Genomic DNA, 17,425 nt, shown 5'->3' with positions numbered 1-17,425 from the left:
AAGGCCGGGCGCGGGTCAATGTGATCCTTCACGGCGCGACCGCGCCCCGGCCGGCCGCGATGAGTTGCGGGCGCGGCGCCGGTCTACCGTACGTGGACGCCATGACACCCGCCGTACTCGTGCTGCCCGGCCCCGTCTCCCGGACGGAGCTGCCCCGGCTGTGCGCCGAGATACGGGCGCGGCTGGAGGAGACCGGGGCCGGTGTGGTGGTCTGCGACGTCGGCGCGCTGGGCCCCCCGGGGCTCGCCCACGTCGACCTGCTGGCCCGGCTCCAGCTCGCCGCCAAGCGGTCCGGCGGCCGGATCAGGCTGCGCGCGCCCGACCCGGCCCTGCCCGCGCTACTCGGCCTGGTCGGCCTCCGCTTCGAGGTGGAGGGGCAGCCCGAACAGCGGGAACCACCGCTGGGTGTCGAGGAAGCAGTGGAGCCCGGAGATCCGCCCGTCTGAGATCTCCAGCACCTGGACCGCCCACGGCGTGAACCCGCCCTGCTCCGGGTCCGGCTTGTAGTGTGCGAAGCCCGGCAGGCCGTTGACCTCCACCGGCCGCAGCCGCGACCCGGCACAGGACGCGCCCAGCGTCGTCATGAAGCCCGTCATGTCCGTCGGCCCCAGCAGCCACAGGTCGAACGGCGGCATCGTCATGATCGCGTCCTCGTGCAGCAGCGCCGTCAGCGCCGTCATGTCGTAGCCCTCGAAGGCCGCGACGTAGCGCTCCAGGAGCTTGCGCTGCTCCTCGTCCAGCGGGTCGGACACGGCCGCGTCGGCGCCCTTGTCGCCCTCCCGCTCGGCGAGCGTGGCACGGGCCCGCTGGAGGGCGCTGTTGACCGATGCGACCGACGTGTCGAGCAGCTCGGCGACCTCGCTCGCCCGCCAGGCCAGCACCTCGCGCAGGATCAGCACCGCCCGCTGCTTCGGCGGCAGTTGCTGCAGCGCGGCCATGAACGCGAGCCGGACGGACTCCTTGGCGACCGCGGCCTCCGCCGGGTCCTCGACCGTCGGCAGCACGCGCGCGTCGGGCATGGGCTCCAGCCAGGTGTGGTCGGGGCGGGGCGTGAGGGCCGCCCGGGCGAGCGGCGTGGCCTCCGTCAGATCGATGGGCCGCGCGCGTTTGTTGCCCGCGTTCAGCATGTCCAGGCACACGTTCGTCGCGATGCGGTAGAGCCAGGAGCGCAGGCTGGAGCGGCCCTCGAACTTGTCGTAGCTGCGCCAGGCGCGCACCAGGGTGTCCTGCACCGCGTCCTCCGCCTCGAAGGACGAGCCGAGCATGCGGTAGCAGTACCCGGTCAGCTCGGTCCGGTGCTTCTCCAGCGCTACGTCCAGCTCCGGTGTCGCCGTGCTGTTCGTCATGGTCCACCCACCCCTGAGGCTTCCGTCGCGTCTTTGCGCCCAGCACTTCGGAAGCTACCGCAGCCCACTGACAACGGCCTGCTGTCTGGCGAAAACGGCTGGTCAGACGGGGGGCGGCTGATACGGTACGCGCGCCCCGGCGGCCGGCTCCGGGGCGGACGCCGAGGCAGGTTCAGAGGGCCGCCGACGGCGTGCTCAGGCGGCCGTCGCGAGCCGGCGCTGCGACCGCGCCGCCCGCGTGCCGAGCACCGTGATCGTCACGACGCCGAGCACCGCCAGCAGTCCGACGCCGACCGTGCCCGCCCAGCCGCCGCCGTGGAAGGCGACGGCGCCGACCGTGCTGCCCGCGCTGGAGCCGATGTAGTACGCCGACTGGTACAGGGCGGACGCCTGCGCGCGGCCGTGCGTGGCCGTCTTGCTGACCGCCGACGAAGCCACCGCGTGCCCCGCGAAGAAGCCCGCCGTGATCAGCACCAGGCCCGCGAGGACCAGCGCCAGCGAGTCCGCCAGGGACAGCAGCAGGCCCGCCGCCGTCGTACCGCCCGCCGCGTACAGCGCGCCCCGCCGGCCCAGCCGGCCCACCAGACGCCCCGCCGTTGACGCCGACACCGTGCCGACCAGGTACACCAGGAAGATCGAACCGACGATGCCCTGCCCCAGCCCGAACGGGCCCTGCGTCAGCCGGTAGCCGATCACCGTGTAGACCCCGCCGAACACCGTCATGAACAGCGCGCCGATCGCGTACAGCCGCCGCAGCAGCGGGTTCGACAGATGGCCCCGGACCGTGCGGGCCAGCACCCGCGGGCGCAGCGAGCCGGGCCGGAAGTGCCGCGGGGCGGGCAGCAGCACCCGGAAGGCCACCGCGCACGCCACCGCGAGCGCGCCGATCACACCGACGGCGACCCGCCAGCCCCACTCCTGCGCCACCCAGCCGGTGATGACCCGGCCGCTCATCCCGCCGACGCTGTTGCCCGCGACGAACAGACCGATCGCCGTGATCAGGGCCTTCGGCGTGACCTCCTCCGCCAGGTACGCCGTCGCCGACGCCGGCAGCCCCGCCAGCGCCGCGCCCTGCACCGCCCGCAGCGCCACCAGCGCCGTCAGCGAGGGCGCGAACGGCACCAGCAGCCCGACGGTCACCGCGACCGCGAGGGACGCCGTCATGACCGTACGCCGCCCGTACCGCTCGGACAGGGCGCTCATCGGCAGGACGAACACCGCCAGGCCGCCCGTCGCCGCCGCCACCGTCCAGCTCGCGTCGCTCGCGCTCACGCCGAACTCGCCGGAGATCAGCGGCAGCAGGGCCTGGGTGGAGTACAGCAGGGCGAAGGTCGCCACGCCCGCCAGGAACAGGGCGAGGCTCATCCGGCGGTGGCCCGGCCCGCCGGGACTCACCCGGGAGTCGGACGAAGGAGCGGAAGGAATCGAGGCAGAGGCGGGGGAGACGGAAGGAGCGGCGCCCACGGTCGTGGACGCCCCGGTACTGGCGGGAGTCATACCCAGAACGTACGAAGCCCTTTACTGATCCGTCCAATGCATGGAATCGTCATAATCGTTCCCATGGCGCATCAGCAGAGGTCACGGTCCCGCCTGTCACAGTCCAGTGACACAGAAGACATGACGGACACGGCAGGCGCGGCCGGTACGGCGGACACGGCCGCCATGGCGAGGCTGCTGGCGCCGCGGCTCGCCTACTTCGCCGGCGTGGCCCGCACCGAGCACGTCACGCGCGCCGCGCAGGAGATGCAGGTCCCGCAGTCCACGCTGTCGCGCGCCGTGGTCCGCCTCGAACAGGACCTCGGCGTCGACCTGTTCGCCCGCCGCGGCCGCACCGTCTCCCTGACGCCCGCCGGCCGCACCTTCCTCGCCTCCGTCGAGCGGGCCCTCGCCGAGGTCGAACGCGCCGCCGAGGAGGTCCGCGCCGACGCCGACCCCGCCACCGGCAAGGTCGCCTTCGGCTTCCTGCACACCATGGGCGCCGAAACCGTCCCCGGCCTCATCCACGCCTTCCGCGCCGACCACCCGCGTGTCCGCTTCAGCCTCGTCCAGAACTACGGCGAGGCCATGCTCGAACGCCTCCGCGCGGGCGAACTCGACCTGTGCCTGACCTCCCCGGTCCCGGACGCCCCCGACCTCGTCGCCCGCCGCCTGGACGAGCAGAAGCTGCGCCTGGTCGTCCCCGCCGACCACCGCCTGGCCGGACGCAAGCGCGTCCGCCTCGCCGAGGCCGCCGAGGAGGCCTTCGTGACCCTGGAGCCCGGCTACGGCCTGCGCCGCATCACCGACGACCTCTGCAAGGAGGCGGGCTTCACACCCCGGGTCGCCTTCGAGGGCGAGGAGGCGGAGACCCTGCGCGGTCTGGTCGCGGCGGGCCTCGGCGTCGCCCTCCTGCCCCCACCGGCCTTTCCCCGCCCGGGAGTCGCGGAACTGACGGTCACGGCCCCGAGAGCCGCGCGCGAGATCGGCGTGGCCTGGCTCGACGGACGCCCGGACACCCCGCCGGTCGCGGCCTTCAAAAAGTTCCTGCTGTCCAGGAGGGGCAACCTCCTGCACACCTAGGGCCGTTCGGGAGGGCCGTTCGGGCGAGTCCCCGACCGGTCCGCGTCCTACCGCCGCCAGGTCGACCCGAACCCGGCGGCCAGCGGCATCCGCAGCCCCAGGGGCGGCGGGGCGGCGAACGCGTCCTCCACCGGCCGCGAGAACGGCCTGCCGAACAGCGCGCCCATCACGAAGTCCTCGGCCAGCGCGAGCACTTCGTCCCGGTACTGGTGCAGCCCGTGCCGGTCCGAGTGCACCTCGAACCGGCACACGTCCCGGTTCGCCTTCTTCGCCCGCGCCGCCAGCCGGAACGACAACTCCGGGTCGATGCGCTCGTCGTTCGTGCCGTGCACGATCAACAGCCGCCGCCCCACGAGCTGTTTCACCGGCTCCGGGGGCGCCGCCACGTCGTCCTCCGGCAGCCACGGCGCCACCGCCAGCACCGACGTGACCGCCTCGTGCCCGGCCGCGCGCATCGCGGCCCGCCCGCCCATGTCGACGCCGGCCAGGCACACGGGGACGTCCCCGTAACGCCGTACGGCCTCGTCGGCGGCCCACTCGGCGTCGCTCGCGAGATGCGCCGAACTGCCGTTCCAGCCGCGGTAGCGGTAGTGCACCACGTGTGCCGCGAGGCCCTCGTCCCGGCCCGCGCGGGCCAGACGGCGCCCCAGCGCGCGCACGGAGGCGGTGGCGAGGAGCGGAGACGGCCTGCGGCTGGAGACCTCGTCACCGGCCGGGAGCAGCAGCACCACCCCACCCACCGCCGTCGGCTCCGGGCCAAGTGCCCTCCCCAGCCGGGCCCTGCGAACCGGCGTCGCTTGCTGTGCCATGACAGAACAGTGTCAGAAGACCGCGTGTCCGCCACCGGTCCTCCCGGTCACTGTTACGTATCGACGGATTCGTACACTGCCGCCGACAGGTGATCTACGCGCGTAGGAGGTAGAGTGCGCCAATGACGAGCCAGACCACCGCGAAGACCCCGACGCCGGACCAGATCCGCCGGGCGCCCAAGGTTCTGCTGCACGACCACCTCGACGGCGGGCTGCGCCCCGGCACGATCGTCGAACTCGCCCAGGCGTCCGGCTACTCCCAGCTCCCCGAGGCCGATCCGGAGAAGCTCGGCCTCTGGTTCCGCGAGGCCGCCGACTCCGGTTCCCTCGAACGGTACTTGGAGACCTTCTCGCACACCGTCGGCGTCATGCAGACCCGTGACGCCCTCGTCCGCGTCGCCGCCGAGTGCGCCGAGGACCTCGCCGAGGACGGCGTCGTCTACGCCGAGGTGCGCTACGCCCCCGAGCAGCACCTCGAAGGCGGGCTCGGCCTCGAAGAGGTCGTCGAGGCCGTCAACGAGGGCTTCCGGGAAGGCGAGCGGCGCGCCCGGGAGAACGGCCACCGCATCCGCGTCGGCGCCCTGCTCACCGCCATGCGGCACGCCGCCCGCGCCCTGGAGATCGCCGAACTCGCCAACCGCTACCGGGACATGGGCGTCGTCGGCTTCGACATCGCGGGCGCCGAGGCCGGTTACCCGCCCACCCGGCACCTCGACGCGTTCGAGTACCTCAAGCGCGAGAACAACCACTTCACCATCCACGCCGGCGAGGCCTTCGGGCTGCCGTCGATCTGGCAGGCCCTCCAGTGGTGCGGCGCCGACCGGCTCGGGCACGGCGTGCGCATCATCGACGACATCGAGGTGGGGGCCGACGGCACGGTGAAGCTCGGCCGGCTCGCGTCCTACGTCCGCGACAAGCGGATCCCGCTGGAGCTGTGCCCCAGCTCCAACCTCCAGACCGGCGCCGCCGCCTCGTACGCCGAGCACCCGATCGGGCTGCTGCGGCGGCTGCACTTCCGGGCCACGGTCAACACGGACAACCGCCTGATGTCCCACACCAGCATGTCCCGGGAATTCGAGCACCTTGTCGAAGCGTTCGGTTACACGCTCGACGACATGCAGTGGTTCTCCGTCAATGCGATGAAATCAGCGTTCATTCCTTTCGATGAACGACTCGCCATGATCAATGACGTGATCAAGCCCGGATATGCCGAACTGAAATCCGAATGGCTGTTCCAGCAGGCCGCGTCCACCAGCGGTTCTTCGGGATCCGACGGCTGAGCCGCGTCCTTTCCGGGATCGAAAACGCGGACGGCTTTCACAAGCCGTCCGCATTTCGATGTTTGCGGCGGGCGGCATTCCCTGTTTACGGTCATGGACTACCGCTCAGTTCCCCGCAACCCCATTTCGAGGACGCATTTTCATGAAGCAGTCTGCTGCCAAGACCCTCGGTGTCGCCGCCCTCGGCGCCGCCTTCGCCGCCGCCGGCGCGGGTGCGGCCAACGCCGCTCCGGCCGTCCCGGACGCGGGCCAGGCGCTGGGCACCGTCACCCAGACGCTGCCGGCGCAGAACGTCTCCCAGGTCCTGCCGGGCGCGACGGAAGCGCTGGCGCAGGGGCAGAGCGCGGTCGGTGCCGGCCTCGCCGCCGCCCAGCCCGCCGCCGAGCAGCTCCTCAGCGGCGGCCCGACCGCCCCGGTCAAGAACCTCATCGGCGGCCTCCCTGTCGGTCAGGCGCTGCCCGGCCAGGGCCTCGGCCTCAACGGCCTGCCGCTGAGCTGACGCGACGACCGTCACGCGCCGATGGGCGCACCCCGCATCCGGGGGTGCGCCCATCGGCGTACGTGCGCGGGGGCGGTCACCAGGCCGTGCGGGCCTTCGCCTCCGACGGCAGCAGGATCCACAGCGCGAGGTACAGCAGGAACTGCGGGCCGGGCAGCAGGCAGGACACCAGGAAGATCACGCGCACGGTCGTCGCGGAGGTGCCGAAGCGGCGGGCCAGCGCGGCGCAGACTCCGGCGATCACGCGGCCTTCGGTCGGGCGGGCGGGGCGGTTCATCGCGGCTCCTTCGTGGTCGCGCACCGGTGGTGCGTCTCGCCCGGAGGCTCCTGAACGGCTGCCTCGTGGCTTCGTACGGCTTCTTGTGCCTTCCACGGTACGGAGACGAAAGGGGCGAAGCGTCGCTCTACGGGGCGACTCCGACCCTGGGAATCGTCGGGGTCCGACCCTGAGGTGCCTCGTCCTGGCGGACCGCCGCACCGCCGTACCGCTCCACCCTGCGGCGGAGCCAGGACCGGCCCGCGGGCACGACCGCGAGATGCGTCAGGGCCACGCCCGTCGCGTTCAGCAGCAGTGAGTCGACGTCCACGACCTGCCCCGGCACCCCGGTCTGCAGCAGTTCGATGCCGAGTGACAGCAGGGCGCCCGCGGCGACCGTACGCGCCAGGGAGGCCAGCGGCGACACGGCGAGCCTGCCGTTCGCCATCGGCAGCAGGACACCCAGCGGGGCCAGCAGGGCCAGCCCCGCACCGATCCGGCGGGCCGCCTCCGGCCAGCCCAGCGCCAGATCGGCCCGGATCCCGTCGAACGGACGCAGATTGGCGGGCATCACCCACGGCACGTCCAGGGGCCGCAGCGCGAACCAGGCGACGAACGCGAGGTGGGCGACGAGGAGGACGCCTCCCGTCACACGGATGCGGAACTCGGCGCTGCCGCCGACGAAGCCTTGACGCTGCACGCCCCCTCAGACGCGGCGCGCGGCCGAATCGGTTCCGGCCCGTGGCCCGCTACGGCCATGAGGCCCGCACCACACCCCGCACCACCCGGCCCCGACCCCGGCGACCTCGGCACCGTCAGCCCACCTGACCTCGCCGGCGTCAGCCTGGCCGCCCTTCGAAGCCGGTCCCGGGCCGTCGGCGTCAGCCCGGGCGGCCCGTCGACGCCGGTCCAGGGCCGTCTCGTCGGTGTCGGCCCCGCGTGGCCCTTCGGCGCCGCTCCGGCCTGTCTCGTCGGCCTCGGCCCCGCGCGACCCTCCGGCGTCAGCCTCGGGCCACCTCGGTAGACGGCGGTTCCGCGCTGCCCGGGCGGACCCGTACCTCGTCGGTGCACTCGTAGCGGCGCGGGCGGTCGGCGCCCGGCCCGCCCAGGATCACCGAACCGTCGCCCTCGGCCGCCGCCGAGTCGGAGAACGTGCAGACGATCTGGGCGAGGGCGTACGACGTGAGGTCGCCCGGCGCGACGCCGAGCCGCAGCGCGTCCTCCGGGTCACCCGGCCGCGGCCCGGCCACCTCCACACCGTCCCGCACGTCCGTGGTGTACCCGGCCTCCTTCTCGGCAGGCGACGGCGTCGCCGCGAGTTGGTCGAGCAGCCCCTGCGCCACCAGCACCCGCCGCTCGGAGTCCCGCGCGCCGTCCCGCACCCGCACCGACCGGTCCACGGTCACCAGCGACGAACCGCACAGCAGGAAGACCTGAACCGCCATGCCGTGCGAGGTCTGCGTCGTGACGTCCGGCTCGGCCAGGGAACAGCGCGCCCGCGACGGCGCCGGACCGAAGTCCGTCGGCACCTCCGTGGCCCGGATGCCGCACCCGGCGAGCACCCCGGCGAGCAGGGGCAGCGCGAGCAGCCGGCGTACGTTCATCAGGCGTTCCCCTCCGAGCCCTCGCCCTTGCTCCCGTCGGTCCCGGCGGACTTCCGCGCCCCGCCGTTCTCCTCGCCGCCGGCCGGGTCCGCCGTGTCCCGGGGCAGCAGCAGCGTGAACACCGCGCCGCCCTCCGGGGAGTTCTCGGCCGTGATCTCACCGCCGTGGATGTGCGCGTTCTCCCGGGCGATGGACAGGCCGAGGCCGCTGCCCTCGGAGCGCGGCCGGGACGCGCTCGCCTTGTAGAACCGGTCGAAGACGTGCGGCAGGACGTCCTCCGGGATGCCGGGCCCGTGGTCGCGCACGGCGATGACCACCGCGTCGTCCGCCTCCCGCACCGAGACCCGCACCGGGGAACCGCCGTGCTTGAGGGCGTTGCCGATCAGGTTGGCCAGGATCACGTCCAGCCGGCGCGGGTCCAGCCGGGCCACGATGCCCCGCTCGGCGTCCAGTTCCACCGCGTCCAGCCACGCGCGCGCGTCGATGCACGCCGTGATCTGGTCGGCCACGTCCACGTCGTCCAGCACCAGCCGGGCCGTCCCCGCGTCGAAGCGGGTGACCTCCATCAGGTTCTCCACGAGGTCGTTCAGCCGCCGCGTCTCGCTGACCACCAGCCGCACCGCCGGCTCGATCATCGGGTCCACGCTGCCGCTCTCGGAGTCCAGCTCCTCCTCCAGCACCTCGGTCACCGCGGTGATCGCGGTCAGCGGGGTGCGCAGCTCGTGCGACATGTCCGCCACGAACCGCCGGGACGCCGACTCCCGCGCCGCCATGTCCTCGACCCGCTTCTCCAGGGCCTCCGCGGCGGCGTTGAACGTCCGTGACAGATCGGCCAGTTCATCGGTGCCGGACACCCTGAGCCGGGTGTCCAGCTTGCCCTCGCCGAGCCGCCGCGCGGCCACCCCGAGCCGGTGCACCGGCTTCAGCACCGTCGTCGCGAGCGCCTGCGCCAGCAGGGCCGAACCGATCAGCGCCAGCGCCGTGGCGATCCCCAGTGACCAGGCCAGCGAGTTCAGGTCCTTCGCCTCCGGTTCGAGCGACTTCAGCATGTATCCGGTCGCGTCCCCGCCGATCACCTTCGTCCCGGCGACCAGGTACGGGGTGTCGTCCTCCACGACCCGCTGCCAGAACAGGTGGTAGCCGTACTGGTTGGCGGGCGTGACCTGCTGCCTCTTGTTCACCGCCGTGCGCAGCGACTTCGGCACGTCGTTCAGCGAGAAACCGCTGAGCCCGCCCGAACTGCCGTACACCGTACGGCCGTCGGCGTCCCGCGCCACGAGCAGCACACTGAACCGCTCGCTGCTGTTCGCCATCTGCCCCGCGGTGTGCTGGAGTTCGTCCTGCGTCGGACGCTCGGGCAGCGCCCCCGCCCGGTTCTGCATCTCCTGCTGGAAGTCGCGCAGCACCGCGTCCTGGGTGCGGGTGAGCACCGCCTCACGGTTCAGCCAGTACGCGATCGCCGACGCCGACACCGCCGCCGTCAGCGCCACCAGGGCGAACACGACCACCAGACGCAGCCGCAGGCTGGTGAAGCGCAGCCGCGACCAGACTCCCTTCCGCGCCGCGGACCAGCCGCGGGACCCCCCTTGCCGCTTCGTCACTGAGGCGGATCCAGGCGGTAGCCGACACCCCGCACGGTACGGATCAGCGTCGGGGACGACGGCACGTCCTCGACCTTGGCGCGCAGCCGCTGGACACAGGCGTCCACCAGCCGCGAGTCACCGAGGTAGTCGTGCTCCCACACCAGGCGCAGCAACTGCTGCCGCGACAGCGCCTGACCGGGCCGCCGGCTCAGCTCCAGCAGCAGCCGCAGTTCGGTCGGCGTCAGCTGGAGGTCCTCGCCGTTCTTCGTCACGGTCATCGCCGAGCGGTCGATGACCAGGCTGCCGAACGTCGCCGAGTCGCTCGACTCCCGCTCGCCGCGCCGCAGCACGGCCCGGATCCGCGCGTCCAGCACCCGGCCCTGCACCGGCTTGACGACGTAGTCGTCCGCACCGGACTCCAGACCGACGACCACGTCGATGTCGTCGCTGCGCGCGGTCAGCAGGATGATCGGCAGCTGGTCGGTGCGCCGGATGCGGCGGCACACCTCGAACCCGTCGATGCCTGGCAGCATCACGTCCAGCACGATCAGGTCCGGCCGCTGCTCGCGCAGCAGCTTCAGACCGTCCTCACCGCTCGCAGCGGTCGCCACCCGGTGTCCCTGGCGCGTCAGAGAGAGCTCCAGGGCCGTACGGATGGCGTCGTCGTCCTCGATCAGCAACAGGGAAGGCACGGGCCTCATTCTGGCCCATGGCGGGGCGGGGTTTCGACTCCTGGAGCGCTCCCGCACATTTACCGCAACCGATCAACGCCCGTCGTACGTCTGCGTAGCCGGGGTACGCCCCTGCGTGATCGGATCCGCCTCCCGCGCCCGGCCCGGCCCGTCCCTCCTCGGGGGGCCACCCCCTGTGACACGTCTGTGACAGTCGGCGGACACCGCCATGAAGTCGCGGCGGCAAGCTTCTCGGCACAGGCAACACAGCAAGCCGAAGACCGGAAGTCCACGACGGGGGGCGCGAGATGAACACGCTGCACGGCACCAGCTCCAGCGCAGTGATCACGCGTCTGCACGACGTGCACCGGGCAGGCGAGAAGTCCGGTGCCGTGAGCGGGCGGGGGTGCGCTCGCGGCGCCGGGCGTCAGCACGCCGCGATCATGACGGTGGTTGACGCGAACACGGGGGAGACGCACGGGGGCGTCTCGTACGGGGAGGGTCCGGGGGAGCGCCGCTCGCTGTCGGAGGCGGAGTTCACCGCCTACGTCCAGGAGCGCCGCGCTTCCCTGTACGCCACCGCGTACCACCTGACCGGGGACCGCTTCGAGGCCGAGGACCTGCTGCAGAGCGCGCTGTTCTCGACGTACCGGGCCTGGGACCGGATCAGTGACAAGGCCGCGGTCGGCGGTTACCTCCGCCGGACCATGACCAACCTGCACATCAGCGCCTGGCGGCGCCGCAAGCTCAACGAGTACCCGACCGAGGAACTGCCGGAGACCGTCGGCGACACGGACGCGATGCGCGGCACCGAACTGCGCGCGGTCCTGTGGCAGGCGCTGGCCCGGCTGCCCGAGCTCCAGCGCACCATGCTGGTCCTGCGCTACTACGAGGGCCGCACGGACCCGGAGATCGCGGACATCCTCGGCATCAGTGTCGGCACGGTGAAGTCCAGCATCTGGCGGTCGCTCCGCCGGCTGCGCGAGGACGAGGTCCTCAGCTTCGGCCGTGACGAGGAGGACGCCTTCGGCGAGTTGGTCGCCTGAGGGCAGGGGGCCCGGGGCGGGAACGGGGGACGTTCCGGAACCCGGGTGTATCAAAGGGGGACTTCGGGGCTCTGACTTACAGAGCCCCGGGGGGAACCGAGGGGGATCACGGGGGAAAACGGGATCCCGAGGGGACACGGGGATCACGGGGGAACGGGGGGAACGGGGAAAACGGGGGAGGAACCCGGAGCCCATGGGGGTGGGCGACGGGGGTGCACCACAAGGGGAAGCACCAAGGGGAGCGGGACTGGAGGGCCGGGGGGTCCGTCCAGTCCCGCTTCTTCGTGCGCCTCGGGCTCGGGCCCTTCCGTCAGGCCGCGGTGCGGGTGTTCGCGCAGCGTCCCGCCGCCGCGGCCGCCAGCCGGCCCATGGCCTCGTCGCGGTCGCAGGCGTGCGCGCCGAGGGCCGTCTGGCGGGCGACGATCGAGCGCTCCAGGCGCATCAGACGCCAGCCCCGGCGCAGCAGGAACGGCACCGACTTGCGGCCCTCCCGCAGATCCCGCAGGAACCGGCGCCGGAACGTCTTCACCGGCCCCCGGCTCAGGCACAGCGCGTCCGCCAGCAGGCCGAGTTCACGGCAGCGCGTCACGATCTCCGCCGCGAAGACGCCTTCCGCGATGAACAGCGGCGTGCGGCCGATGTCGACGGTCTCCTCGCCGGTGCGCGCGCTCAGCGAGATGTCGTACGCCGGGACGCTCGTCCGCCCCGTGCGGCACAGTTCCTCGATGGCGGTGACGGCCGTGTCCGCGTCCCACGAGTCCGGGTGGTCCCAGTCGATGTCGGAACTCCCGGCCACCAGCGGCAGCGTCGGGTCGTCGCCCTCCTTGTAGAAGTCGTCGAGCCGCAGCACCGGAAGGCCGGAGCGGGCGGCGAGCAGGGACTTGCCGGAGCCGGAAGGGCCGCAGAGCAGCACGACTCGCGCGGATACGGGCGGATGGGAGCTCACGGGACACCAGTGTGAGGCATCGCTGTGCACTCCAACGACCCTGCGGGTCGGCTTTGAAGCGCGCGTCACACCTCAATTACCCTTCGTGTCTGACTCCTTACCCGGAGCAGTCGAGAACGCAAGCAGAGGTGGCAGCAGAGATGGCCCGACACGCGTCCCCACGGAACACCACAGCACAGCGCGCCCTGGTCGCCCTCGCGACGGCGGGCGTCGCCCTGGGCGCAGGCGCCGCGTCGGCCTCGGCGGCGGACGCCGAGCCCGCCCTCGACGTGATGCGCACCCGGCCGACCTCGCTCGGCGACGTCGACCCGGCGGCCGGCCTCGCGGCGGTCACCGGCACCCTCGGGTACGTCACGGGGCCGGTCGCCGGGCTGAAGCCCAACCCGCTCGCCGGGACCGGGGTCGACCCGCTCGACAACGGCGTCGGCACCCAGCTCGCCGACTTCCAGCCGCTGACCTCGAAGGCCCTGACCGGGCCCGTCGCGCAGGCGCAGTCCATCGGCAGCATCCCGGTGGTCGGTCAGGTCACGGGCCTGCTCGGCGGCTGAGCCGCGCGCACGCGAAGGGCCGCGCCCTCCCCGGACGGAGGGAGGACGCGGCCCTTCAGCCTGCGGGGCGCGTACGCCGTGAGGCGGCGCGGATGCCGTGAGGCGCGTACGCCGTGAAGGTGCCGTCAGTACGCCGAGCCGGAGGCGCCCAGGGAACCGGTCGGGTGCCAGACCGTCTTGGTCTCCAGGAACGCCGTCATGCGCTCGACGCCCGGCGCGGCTCGCCAGTTGTCCACAGGCTGTGGACGCAGGACGCGCTTGAGGTTGTCCGCCGCCGCGATCTCGAGCTCCTTCGCCAGGGCCTCGTCGGCGCCCGCGAGGTCGATCGCGTTGACGTCCTGGTGCGCGGCGAGCGGCGCCGCGATCTCCGCCGTACGGCCGGACAGGACGTTGACCACGCCGCCCGGGACGTCCGAGGTGGCCAGCACCTCGGCCAGGGACAGGGCGGGCAGCGGGGACCTCTCGCTCGCCACCACGACCGCCGTGTTGCCGGTCGCGATCACCGGGGCGAGAACCGAGACGAGGCCCAGAAACGATGACTCCTGTGGGGCCACCACGGCCACCACACCAGTCGGCTCGGGGGAGGACAGGTTGAAGAACGGTCCCGCGACGGGGTTCCCGCCGCCCACCACCTGCGCGATCTTGTCGGTCCAGCCCGCGTACCAGACCCACCGGTCGATCGTCGCGTCCACCTGCGCGGCGGCCTTCGCCTTCGACAGACCCTCGGCCTCGGCGACCTCGCGGACGAACTGCTCCCGGCGGCCCTCCAGCATCTCCGCGACGCGGTACAGGACCTGCCCGCGGTTGTACGCGGTCGCGCCGGACCAGGCGCCGAACGCCTTGCGGGCGGCGACCACCGCGTCACGGGCGTCCTTGCGGGAGGACAGCGGGGCGTTCGCCAGCCAGTTGTTCTTCGGGTCCGTCACCTCGTACACCCGGCCGCTCTCGGAACGCGGGAACTTCCCGCCGATGTACAGCTTGTATGTCTTGAAGACCGACAGGCGGTCCAAGCGATCCGTCTTTTCCGTCTTCTCAGACATCGAGGTACGCCTCCAGGCCGTGGCGACCGCCCTCGCGGCCGAAGCCCGACTCCTTGTACCCGCCGAACGGCGAGGTGGGGTCGAACTTGTTGAACGTGTTGGACCAGACGACGCCCGCACGGAGCTTGTTCGCCACGGCCAGGATCCGGGAGCCCTTCTCCGTCCAGATGCCGGCGGACAGGCCGTACGGGGTGTTGTTGGCCTTGGCGACGGCCTCGTCCGGGGTGCGGAACGTGAGGACCGACAGGACCGGGCCGAAGATCTCGTCGCGGGCGATGGTGTGCGCCTGCGTGACGTTGGTGAACAGCGTCGGGGCGAACCAGTAGCCGGACGACGGCAGCTCGCAGGCCGGCGACCAGCGCTCGGCGCCCTCCGACTCGCCCTGCTCCGCGAGGGAGGTGATCCGGGCCAGCTGCTCGGCGGAGTTGATCGCGCCGATGTCCGTGTTCTTGTCGAGCGGGTCGCCGAGGCGGAGCGTCGACAGGCGGCGCTTGAGCGCGTCCAGCAGCTCGTCGTGGATCGACTCCTGGACCAGCAGGCGCGAGCCCGCGCAGCAGACCTGGCCCTGGTTGAAGAAGATCCCGCCCACGATGCCCTCGACGGCCTGGTCGATCGGGGCGTCGTCGAAGACGATGTTGGCGCCCTTGCCGCCCAGTTCGAGCGTGAGCTTCTTGCCCGTGCCCGCGACGGTGCGCGCGATCTCCTTGCCGACGGCCGTCGAACCGGTGAACGCCACCTTGTTCACGTCGGGGTGCGCGACCAGCGCGGCGCCCGCGTCGCCGTAGCCGGGAAGGATGTTGACGACACCCTTCGGCAGGCCCGCCTGGCGGCAGATGTCGGCGAAGAACAGCGCGGACAGCGGCGTGGTCTCGGCCGGCTTCAGGACGACCGTGTTGCCCGTCGCGAGCGCCGGGGCGATCTTCCACGCCAGCATCAGCAGCGGGAAGTTCCACGGGATGACCTGACCTGCCACGCCCAGCGGCCGCGGGCTCGCACCGAAGCCGGCGTGCTCCAGCTTGTCGGCCCAGCCCGCGTAGTAGAAGAAGTGCGCCGCGACCAGGGGCAGGTCGGCGTCCCTCGTCTCCTTGATCGGCTTGCCGTTGTCCAGCGTCTCCAAAACAGCCAGCTCGCGGCTGCGCTCCTGGATGATGCGGGCGATGCGGAAGAGATACTTCGCGCGCTCCGAGCCGGGCAGGGCGGACCACGTGGCGAAGGCCTTGCGGGCGGCCTTCACCGCGCGCTCGACGTCGGCCTCACCGGCCTGCGCCACCTCGGAGAGCACCTCCTCGGTGGACGGCGAGACCGTCTTGAAGACCTTGCCGTCGGCCGCCTCGGTGAACTCGCCGTCGATGAACAGGCCGTAGGAGGGCGCGATCTCGACGACGGAGCGCGACTCCGGCGCCGGGGCGTACGCGAAGGGAGACGCGGACGCGGGTACGGGTGCGGATGCCATGGTGATCAGTCCACCGTCACGTAGTCGGGGCCGGAGTAGCGGCCGGTGGCCAGCTTCTGACGCTGCATCAGCAGGTCGTTCAGCAGCGAGGAGGCGCCGAAGCGGAACCAGTGGTTGTCCAGCCAGTCCGGCCCGGCCGTCTCGTTCACCAGGACCAGGAACTTGATCGCGTCCTTGCTGGTGCGGATGCCGCCGGCCGGCTTCACGCCGACCTGGACACCGGTCTGCGCGCGGAAGTCGCGGACGGCCTCCAGCATGAGCAGGGTGTTCGCGGGGGTCGCGTTGACGGCGACCTTCCCGGTCGAGGTCTTGATGAAGTCCGCGCCCGCCAGCATGCCGAGCCAGCTCGCACGGCGGATGTTGTCGTACGTCGACAGCTCGCCCGTCTCGAAGATGACCTTCAGGCGCGCGCTCGCGCCGCAGGTCTCCTTCACGGCGGCGATCTCGTCGTACACCTTCATGTACTGCCCCGCGAGGAACGCCCCGCGGTCGATGACCATGTCGATCTCGTCGGCGCCCGCGGCGACCGCCTCCCGCACGTCCGCCAGCTTCACGGCGAGCGGTGCGCGGCCCGCCGGGAAGGCGGTGGCGACCGAGGCGACCTTCACGGAGGAACCGGCGACGGCCTCCTTGGCGGTGGCCACCATGTCGGGGTAGACGCAGACCGCGGCCGTGGCGGGCGTCGTGCGGTCGGTCGGGTCGGGGTGGACCGCCTTCGCGCCGAGCGCCCGGACCTTGCCCGGGGTGTCCGCGCCTTCCAGCGTCGTCAGGTCGACCATCGAGATGGCGAGGTCGATGGCGTACGCCTTGGCGGTCGTCTTGATGGAACGGGTGCCGAGCGAGGCGGCACGTGCCTCCAGGCCGACCGCGTCGACGCCGGGCAGCCCGTGGAGGAAGCGGCGCAGCGTGCTGTCGGACGCGGTGACGTCCGGGAGGGCACGTGCGGCGGTGGGTGCATTGGTGGGCATGGTCACCAGACGAGCATATCTACGCGCGTAGCGGCTGTACAGGGCCTGACGGGAATCCCGGTGCGGATCCCGGCCGGCGGCGTCGTGCAGAATCGGGGGCATGACGACCCCGGAGCCATCAGCGCCTCAGCCCTCGGACCCCTCGGGCCCCTCCGGGCCCGAGTATCAGGACCGGGTCCACCGGTCGACCCCGGCCATCGTGGGTGGTGGCCTGCTGCTGTTCGTCGCCGGATGGCTCGGCATCGACGCCGTCGTCGCGGGCGAGGGCCGCACGCCCTGGCTGGCCCTGGCCGCGCTGCTGTTCCTCGTGCCGCTGGTCGTCGCCTTCACCCTGCGTCCCGCCGTCTACGCGAACGGCGACCGGCTGCGCGTGCGCAATCCCTTCCGCGTCGTCGTCCTGCCCTGGGGCCAGGTCGGATCGCTGCGGTCCGGATACTCCAACGAGGTCGTCGACCGTGCCGGCGGCAAGTACCAGCTGTGGGCCGTCCCGGTCTCGCTGCGGGCCCGGAAGCAGGCGGCGCGGCGCGAGATGCGGGCCGCGGCGGAGGCCGCCCGGGGAGAGGGCGGCGCGTCGGGAAAGGGCGGCGCGTCGCGGGCGCCCGTGCGCGCCGCGACCGACCGGATCATGGACGAGCTGCGCGAACTCCACGAGGCCCGCGCGGACGCGGCGAGCGCGCAGGGCGAGGTCACGGTGCGGTGGGCGTACGAGGTGCTGGCGCCGGCGGCCGCGGGGGCCGTGCTGTTGGCGGTTCTGATCGGGCTCGGCTGAGACCGCCGACGGGGCGGCCCACCCGGGTGGGCCGCCCCGTCGGCGTTG

19 protein-coding genes are annotated in these 17,425 nt (G+C 72.5%); 7 read left to right on the top strand and 12 right to left on the bottom strand.

Translation table 11 applies throughout. From position 1 onward, the window contains the following. Positions 1–101 precede the first annotated feature (101 nt). Positions 102–446, top strand: a complete 345-nt coding sequence (locus tag ACZ7D7_RS02635) for an STAS domain-containing protein (RefSeq protein WP_470821742.1) — start codon at positions 102–104, stop codon at positions 444–446. Here ACZ7D7_RS02635 and ACZ7D7_RS02630 read toward each other — a convergent pair. Both ACZ7D7_RS02630 and ACZ7D7_RS02625 read right to left on the bottom strand, forming a co-directional pair. Continuing rightward, positions 339–1,346: a sigma-70 family RNA polymerase sigma factor gene (locus ACZ7D7_RS02630; RefSeq protein WP_470821740.1), complete on the bottom strand. Its 1,008-nt coding sequence runs from the start codon at positions 1,344–1,346 to the stop codon at positions 339–341. The genes ACZ7D7_RS02635 and ACZ7D7_RS02630 overlap by 108 nt on opposite strands. Positions 1,347–1,541: 195 nt before the next feature. Next, the gene (locus tag ACZ7D7_RS02625) at positions 1,542–2,843 is read right to left on the bottom strand and encodes an MFS transporter (protein WP_470821738.1); all 1,302 of its coding nucleotides are present in this window, start codon (positions 2,841–2,843) and stop codon (positions 1,542–1,544) included. A gap of 63 nt (positions 2,844–2,906) precedes the next feature. Here ACZ7D7_RS02625 and ACZ7D7_RS02620 point away from each other — a divergent pair, with 63 nt between their 5' ends. Continuing rightward, complete coding sequence (locus ACZ7D7_RS02620) at positions 2,907–3,905, top strand: LysR family transcriptional regulator (protein ID WP_470821736.1); 999 nt, start codon at positions 2,907–2,909, stop codon at positions 3,903–3,905. Positions 3,906–3,952: 47 nt separating this feature from the next. Here ACZ7D7_RS02620 and ACZ7D7_RS02615 read toward each other — a convergent pair whose 3' ends face one another. Next, complete coding sequence (locus tag ACZ7D7_RS02615; RefSeq protein WP_470821734.1) at positions 3,953–4,714, bottom strand: alpha/beta hydrolase; 762 nt, start codon at positions 4,712–4,714, stop codon at positions 3,953–3,955. A 122-nt stretch (positions 4,715–4,836) separates the two neighbouring features. On the opposite strand from ACZ7D7_RS02615, the gene ACZ7D7_RS02610 reads away from it, so the two are divergent. Together ACZ7D7_RS02610 and ACZ7D7_RS02605 are read left to right on the top strand one after the other, a co-directional pair. Further along, entirely contained in the window at positions 4,837–5,994 is a 1,158-nt protein-coding gene (locus ACZ7D7_RS02610) for an adenosine deaminase (protein WP_470821732.1), read from the top strand. Between the two features lie 142 nt (positions 5,995–6,136). After that, positions 6,137–6,493 carry an ATP-binding protein gene (locus ACZ7D7_RS02605; RefSeq protein ID WP_470821730.1) on the top strand — a complete coding sequence of 119 codons (357 nt, stop codon included), beginning with the start codon at positions 6,137–6,139 and terminating at the stop codon, positions 6,491–6,493. 76 nt (positions 6,494–6,569) lie between these two features. Here ACZ7D7_RS02605 and ACZ7D7_RS02600 read toward each other — a convergent pair whose 3' ends face one another. From ACZ7D7_RS02600 to afsQ1, 5 genes are all read right to left on the bottom strand, one after another. After that, the gene (locus ACZ7D7_RS02600) at positions 6,570–6,770 is read right to left on the bottom strand and encodes a PspC domain-containing protein (RefSeq protein ID WP_470821728.1); all 201 of its coding nucleotides are present in this window, start codon (positions 6,768–6,770) and stop codon (positions 6,570–6,572) included. A 127-nt stretch (positions 6,771–6,897) separates the two neighbouring features. Beyond that, positions 6,898–7,449, bottom strand: a complete 552-nt coding sequence (locus ACZ7D7_RS02595; RefSeq protein ID WP_470821727.1) for a VanZ family protein — start codon at positions 7,447–7,449, stop codon at positions 6,898–6,900. Between the two features lie 301 nt (positions 7,450–7,750). Beyond that, positions 7,751–8,353, bottom strand: coding sequence for a hypothetical protein (locus ACZ7D7_RS02590; protein WP_470821726.1), 603 nt, complete (start codon positions 8,351–8,353; stop codon positions 7,751–7,753). Then, the gene (locus ACZ7D7_RS02585; RefSeq protein ID WP_470821724.1) at positions 8,353–9,954 is read right to left on the bottom strand and encodes an ATP-binding protein; all 1,602 of its coding nucleotides are present in this window, start codon (positions 9,952–9,954) and stop codon (positions 8,353–8,355) included. The genes ACZ7D7_RS02590 and ACZ7D7_RS02585 overlap by 1 nt, the downstream gene beginning before the upstream one ends. Next, entirely contained in the window at positions 9,951–10,628 is a 678-nt protein-coding gene (afsQ1, locus tag ACZ7D7_RS02580; RefSeq protein ID WP_033272295.1) for a two-component system response regulator AfsQ1, read from the bottom strand. Before afsQ1 ends, ACZ7D7_RS02585 begins: the two co-directional genes overlap by 4 nt. A 287-nt stretch (positions 10,629–10,915) precedes the next feature. On the opposite strand from afsQ1, the gene ACZ7D7_RS02575 reads away from it, so the two are divergent. Continuing rightward, entirely contained in the window at positions 10,916–11,653 is a 738-nt protein-coding gene (locus ACZ7D7_RS02575; RefSeq protein WP_470821722.1) for a SigE family RNA polymerase sigma factor, read from the top strand. A 310-nt stretch (positions 11,654–11,963) separates the two neighbouring features. Here the strand turns inward: ACZ7D7_RS02575 and ACZ7D7_RS02570 are convergent, their stop codons facing one another. Further along, positions 11,964–12,668, bottom strand: coding sequence for a uridine kinase family protein (locus ACZ7D7_RS02570; protein ID WP_470821720.1), 705 nt, complete (start codon positions 12,666–12,668; stop codon positions 11,964–11,966). Between the two features lie 71 nt (positions 12,669–12,739). Here ACZ7D7_RS02570 and ACZ7D7_RS02565 point away from each other — a divergent pair, with 71 nt between their 5' ends. After that, positions 12,740–13,147, top strand: coding sequence for a hypothetical protein (locus ACZ7D7_RS02565; RefSeq protein WP_470821719.1), 408 nt, complete (start codon positions 12,740–12,742; stop codon positions 13,145–13,147). A gap of 125 nt (positions 13,148–13,272) precedes the next feature. Here the strand turns inward: ACZ7D7_RS02565 and ACZ7D7_RS02560 are convergent, their stop codons facing one another. The 3 genes from ACZ7D7_RS02560 to deoC are packed head-to-tail and all read right to left on the bottom strand — an operon-like array spanning position 13,273 to position 16,608. Further along, positions 13,273–14,187, bottom strand: coding sequence for an aldehyde dehydrogenase family protein (locus tag ACZ7D7_RS02560; RefSeq protein WP_470821717.1), 915 nt, complete (start codon positions 14,185–14,187; stop codon positions 13,273–13,275). Further along, positions 14,180–15,640: an aldehyde dehydrogenase family protein gene (locus ACZ7D7_RS02555; RefSeq protein ID WP_470821715.1), complete on the bottom strand. Its 1,461-nt coding sequence runs from the start codon at positions 15,638–15,640 to the stop codon at positions 14,180–14,182. Before ACZ7D7_RS02555 ends, ACZ7D7_RS02560 begins: the two co-directional genes overlap by 8 nt. A 5-nt stretch (positions 15,641–15,645) precedes the next feature. Then, the gene (gene deoC / locus ACZ7D7_RS02550; RefSeq protein ID WP_470822432.1) at positions 15,646–16,608 is read right to left on the bottom strand and encodes a deoxyribose-phosphate aldolase; all 963 of its coding nucleotides are present in this window, start codon (positions 16,606–16,608) and stop codon (positions 15,646–15,648) included. A gap of 100 nt (positions 16,609–16,708) precedes the next feature. Between deoC and ACZ7D7_RS02545 the strand changes: the two genes are divergently transcribed. Then, on the top strand, positions 16,709–17,377 hold the full coding sequence (locus ACZ7D7_RS02545) for a PH domain-containing protein (RefSeq protein ID WP_470821714.1): 669 nt from the start codon (positions 16,709–16,711) through the stop codon (positions 17,375–17,377). The last annotated feature ends 48 nt before the right edge of the window (positions 17,378–17,425 follow it).

The organism is Streptomyces sp. NPDC037054, from assembly GCF_055606745.1.
Note: the sequence above shows the minus strand (reverse complement) of the source record. Positions and strands in the feature narration are given on the sequence as shown.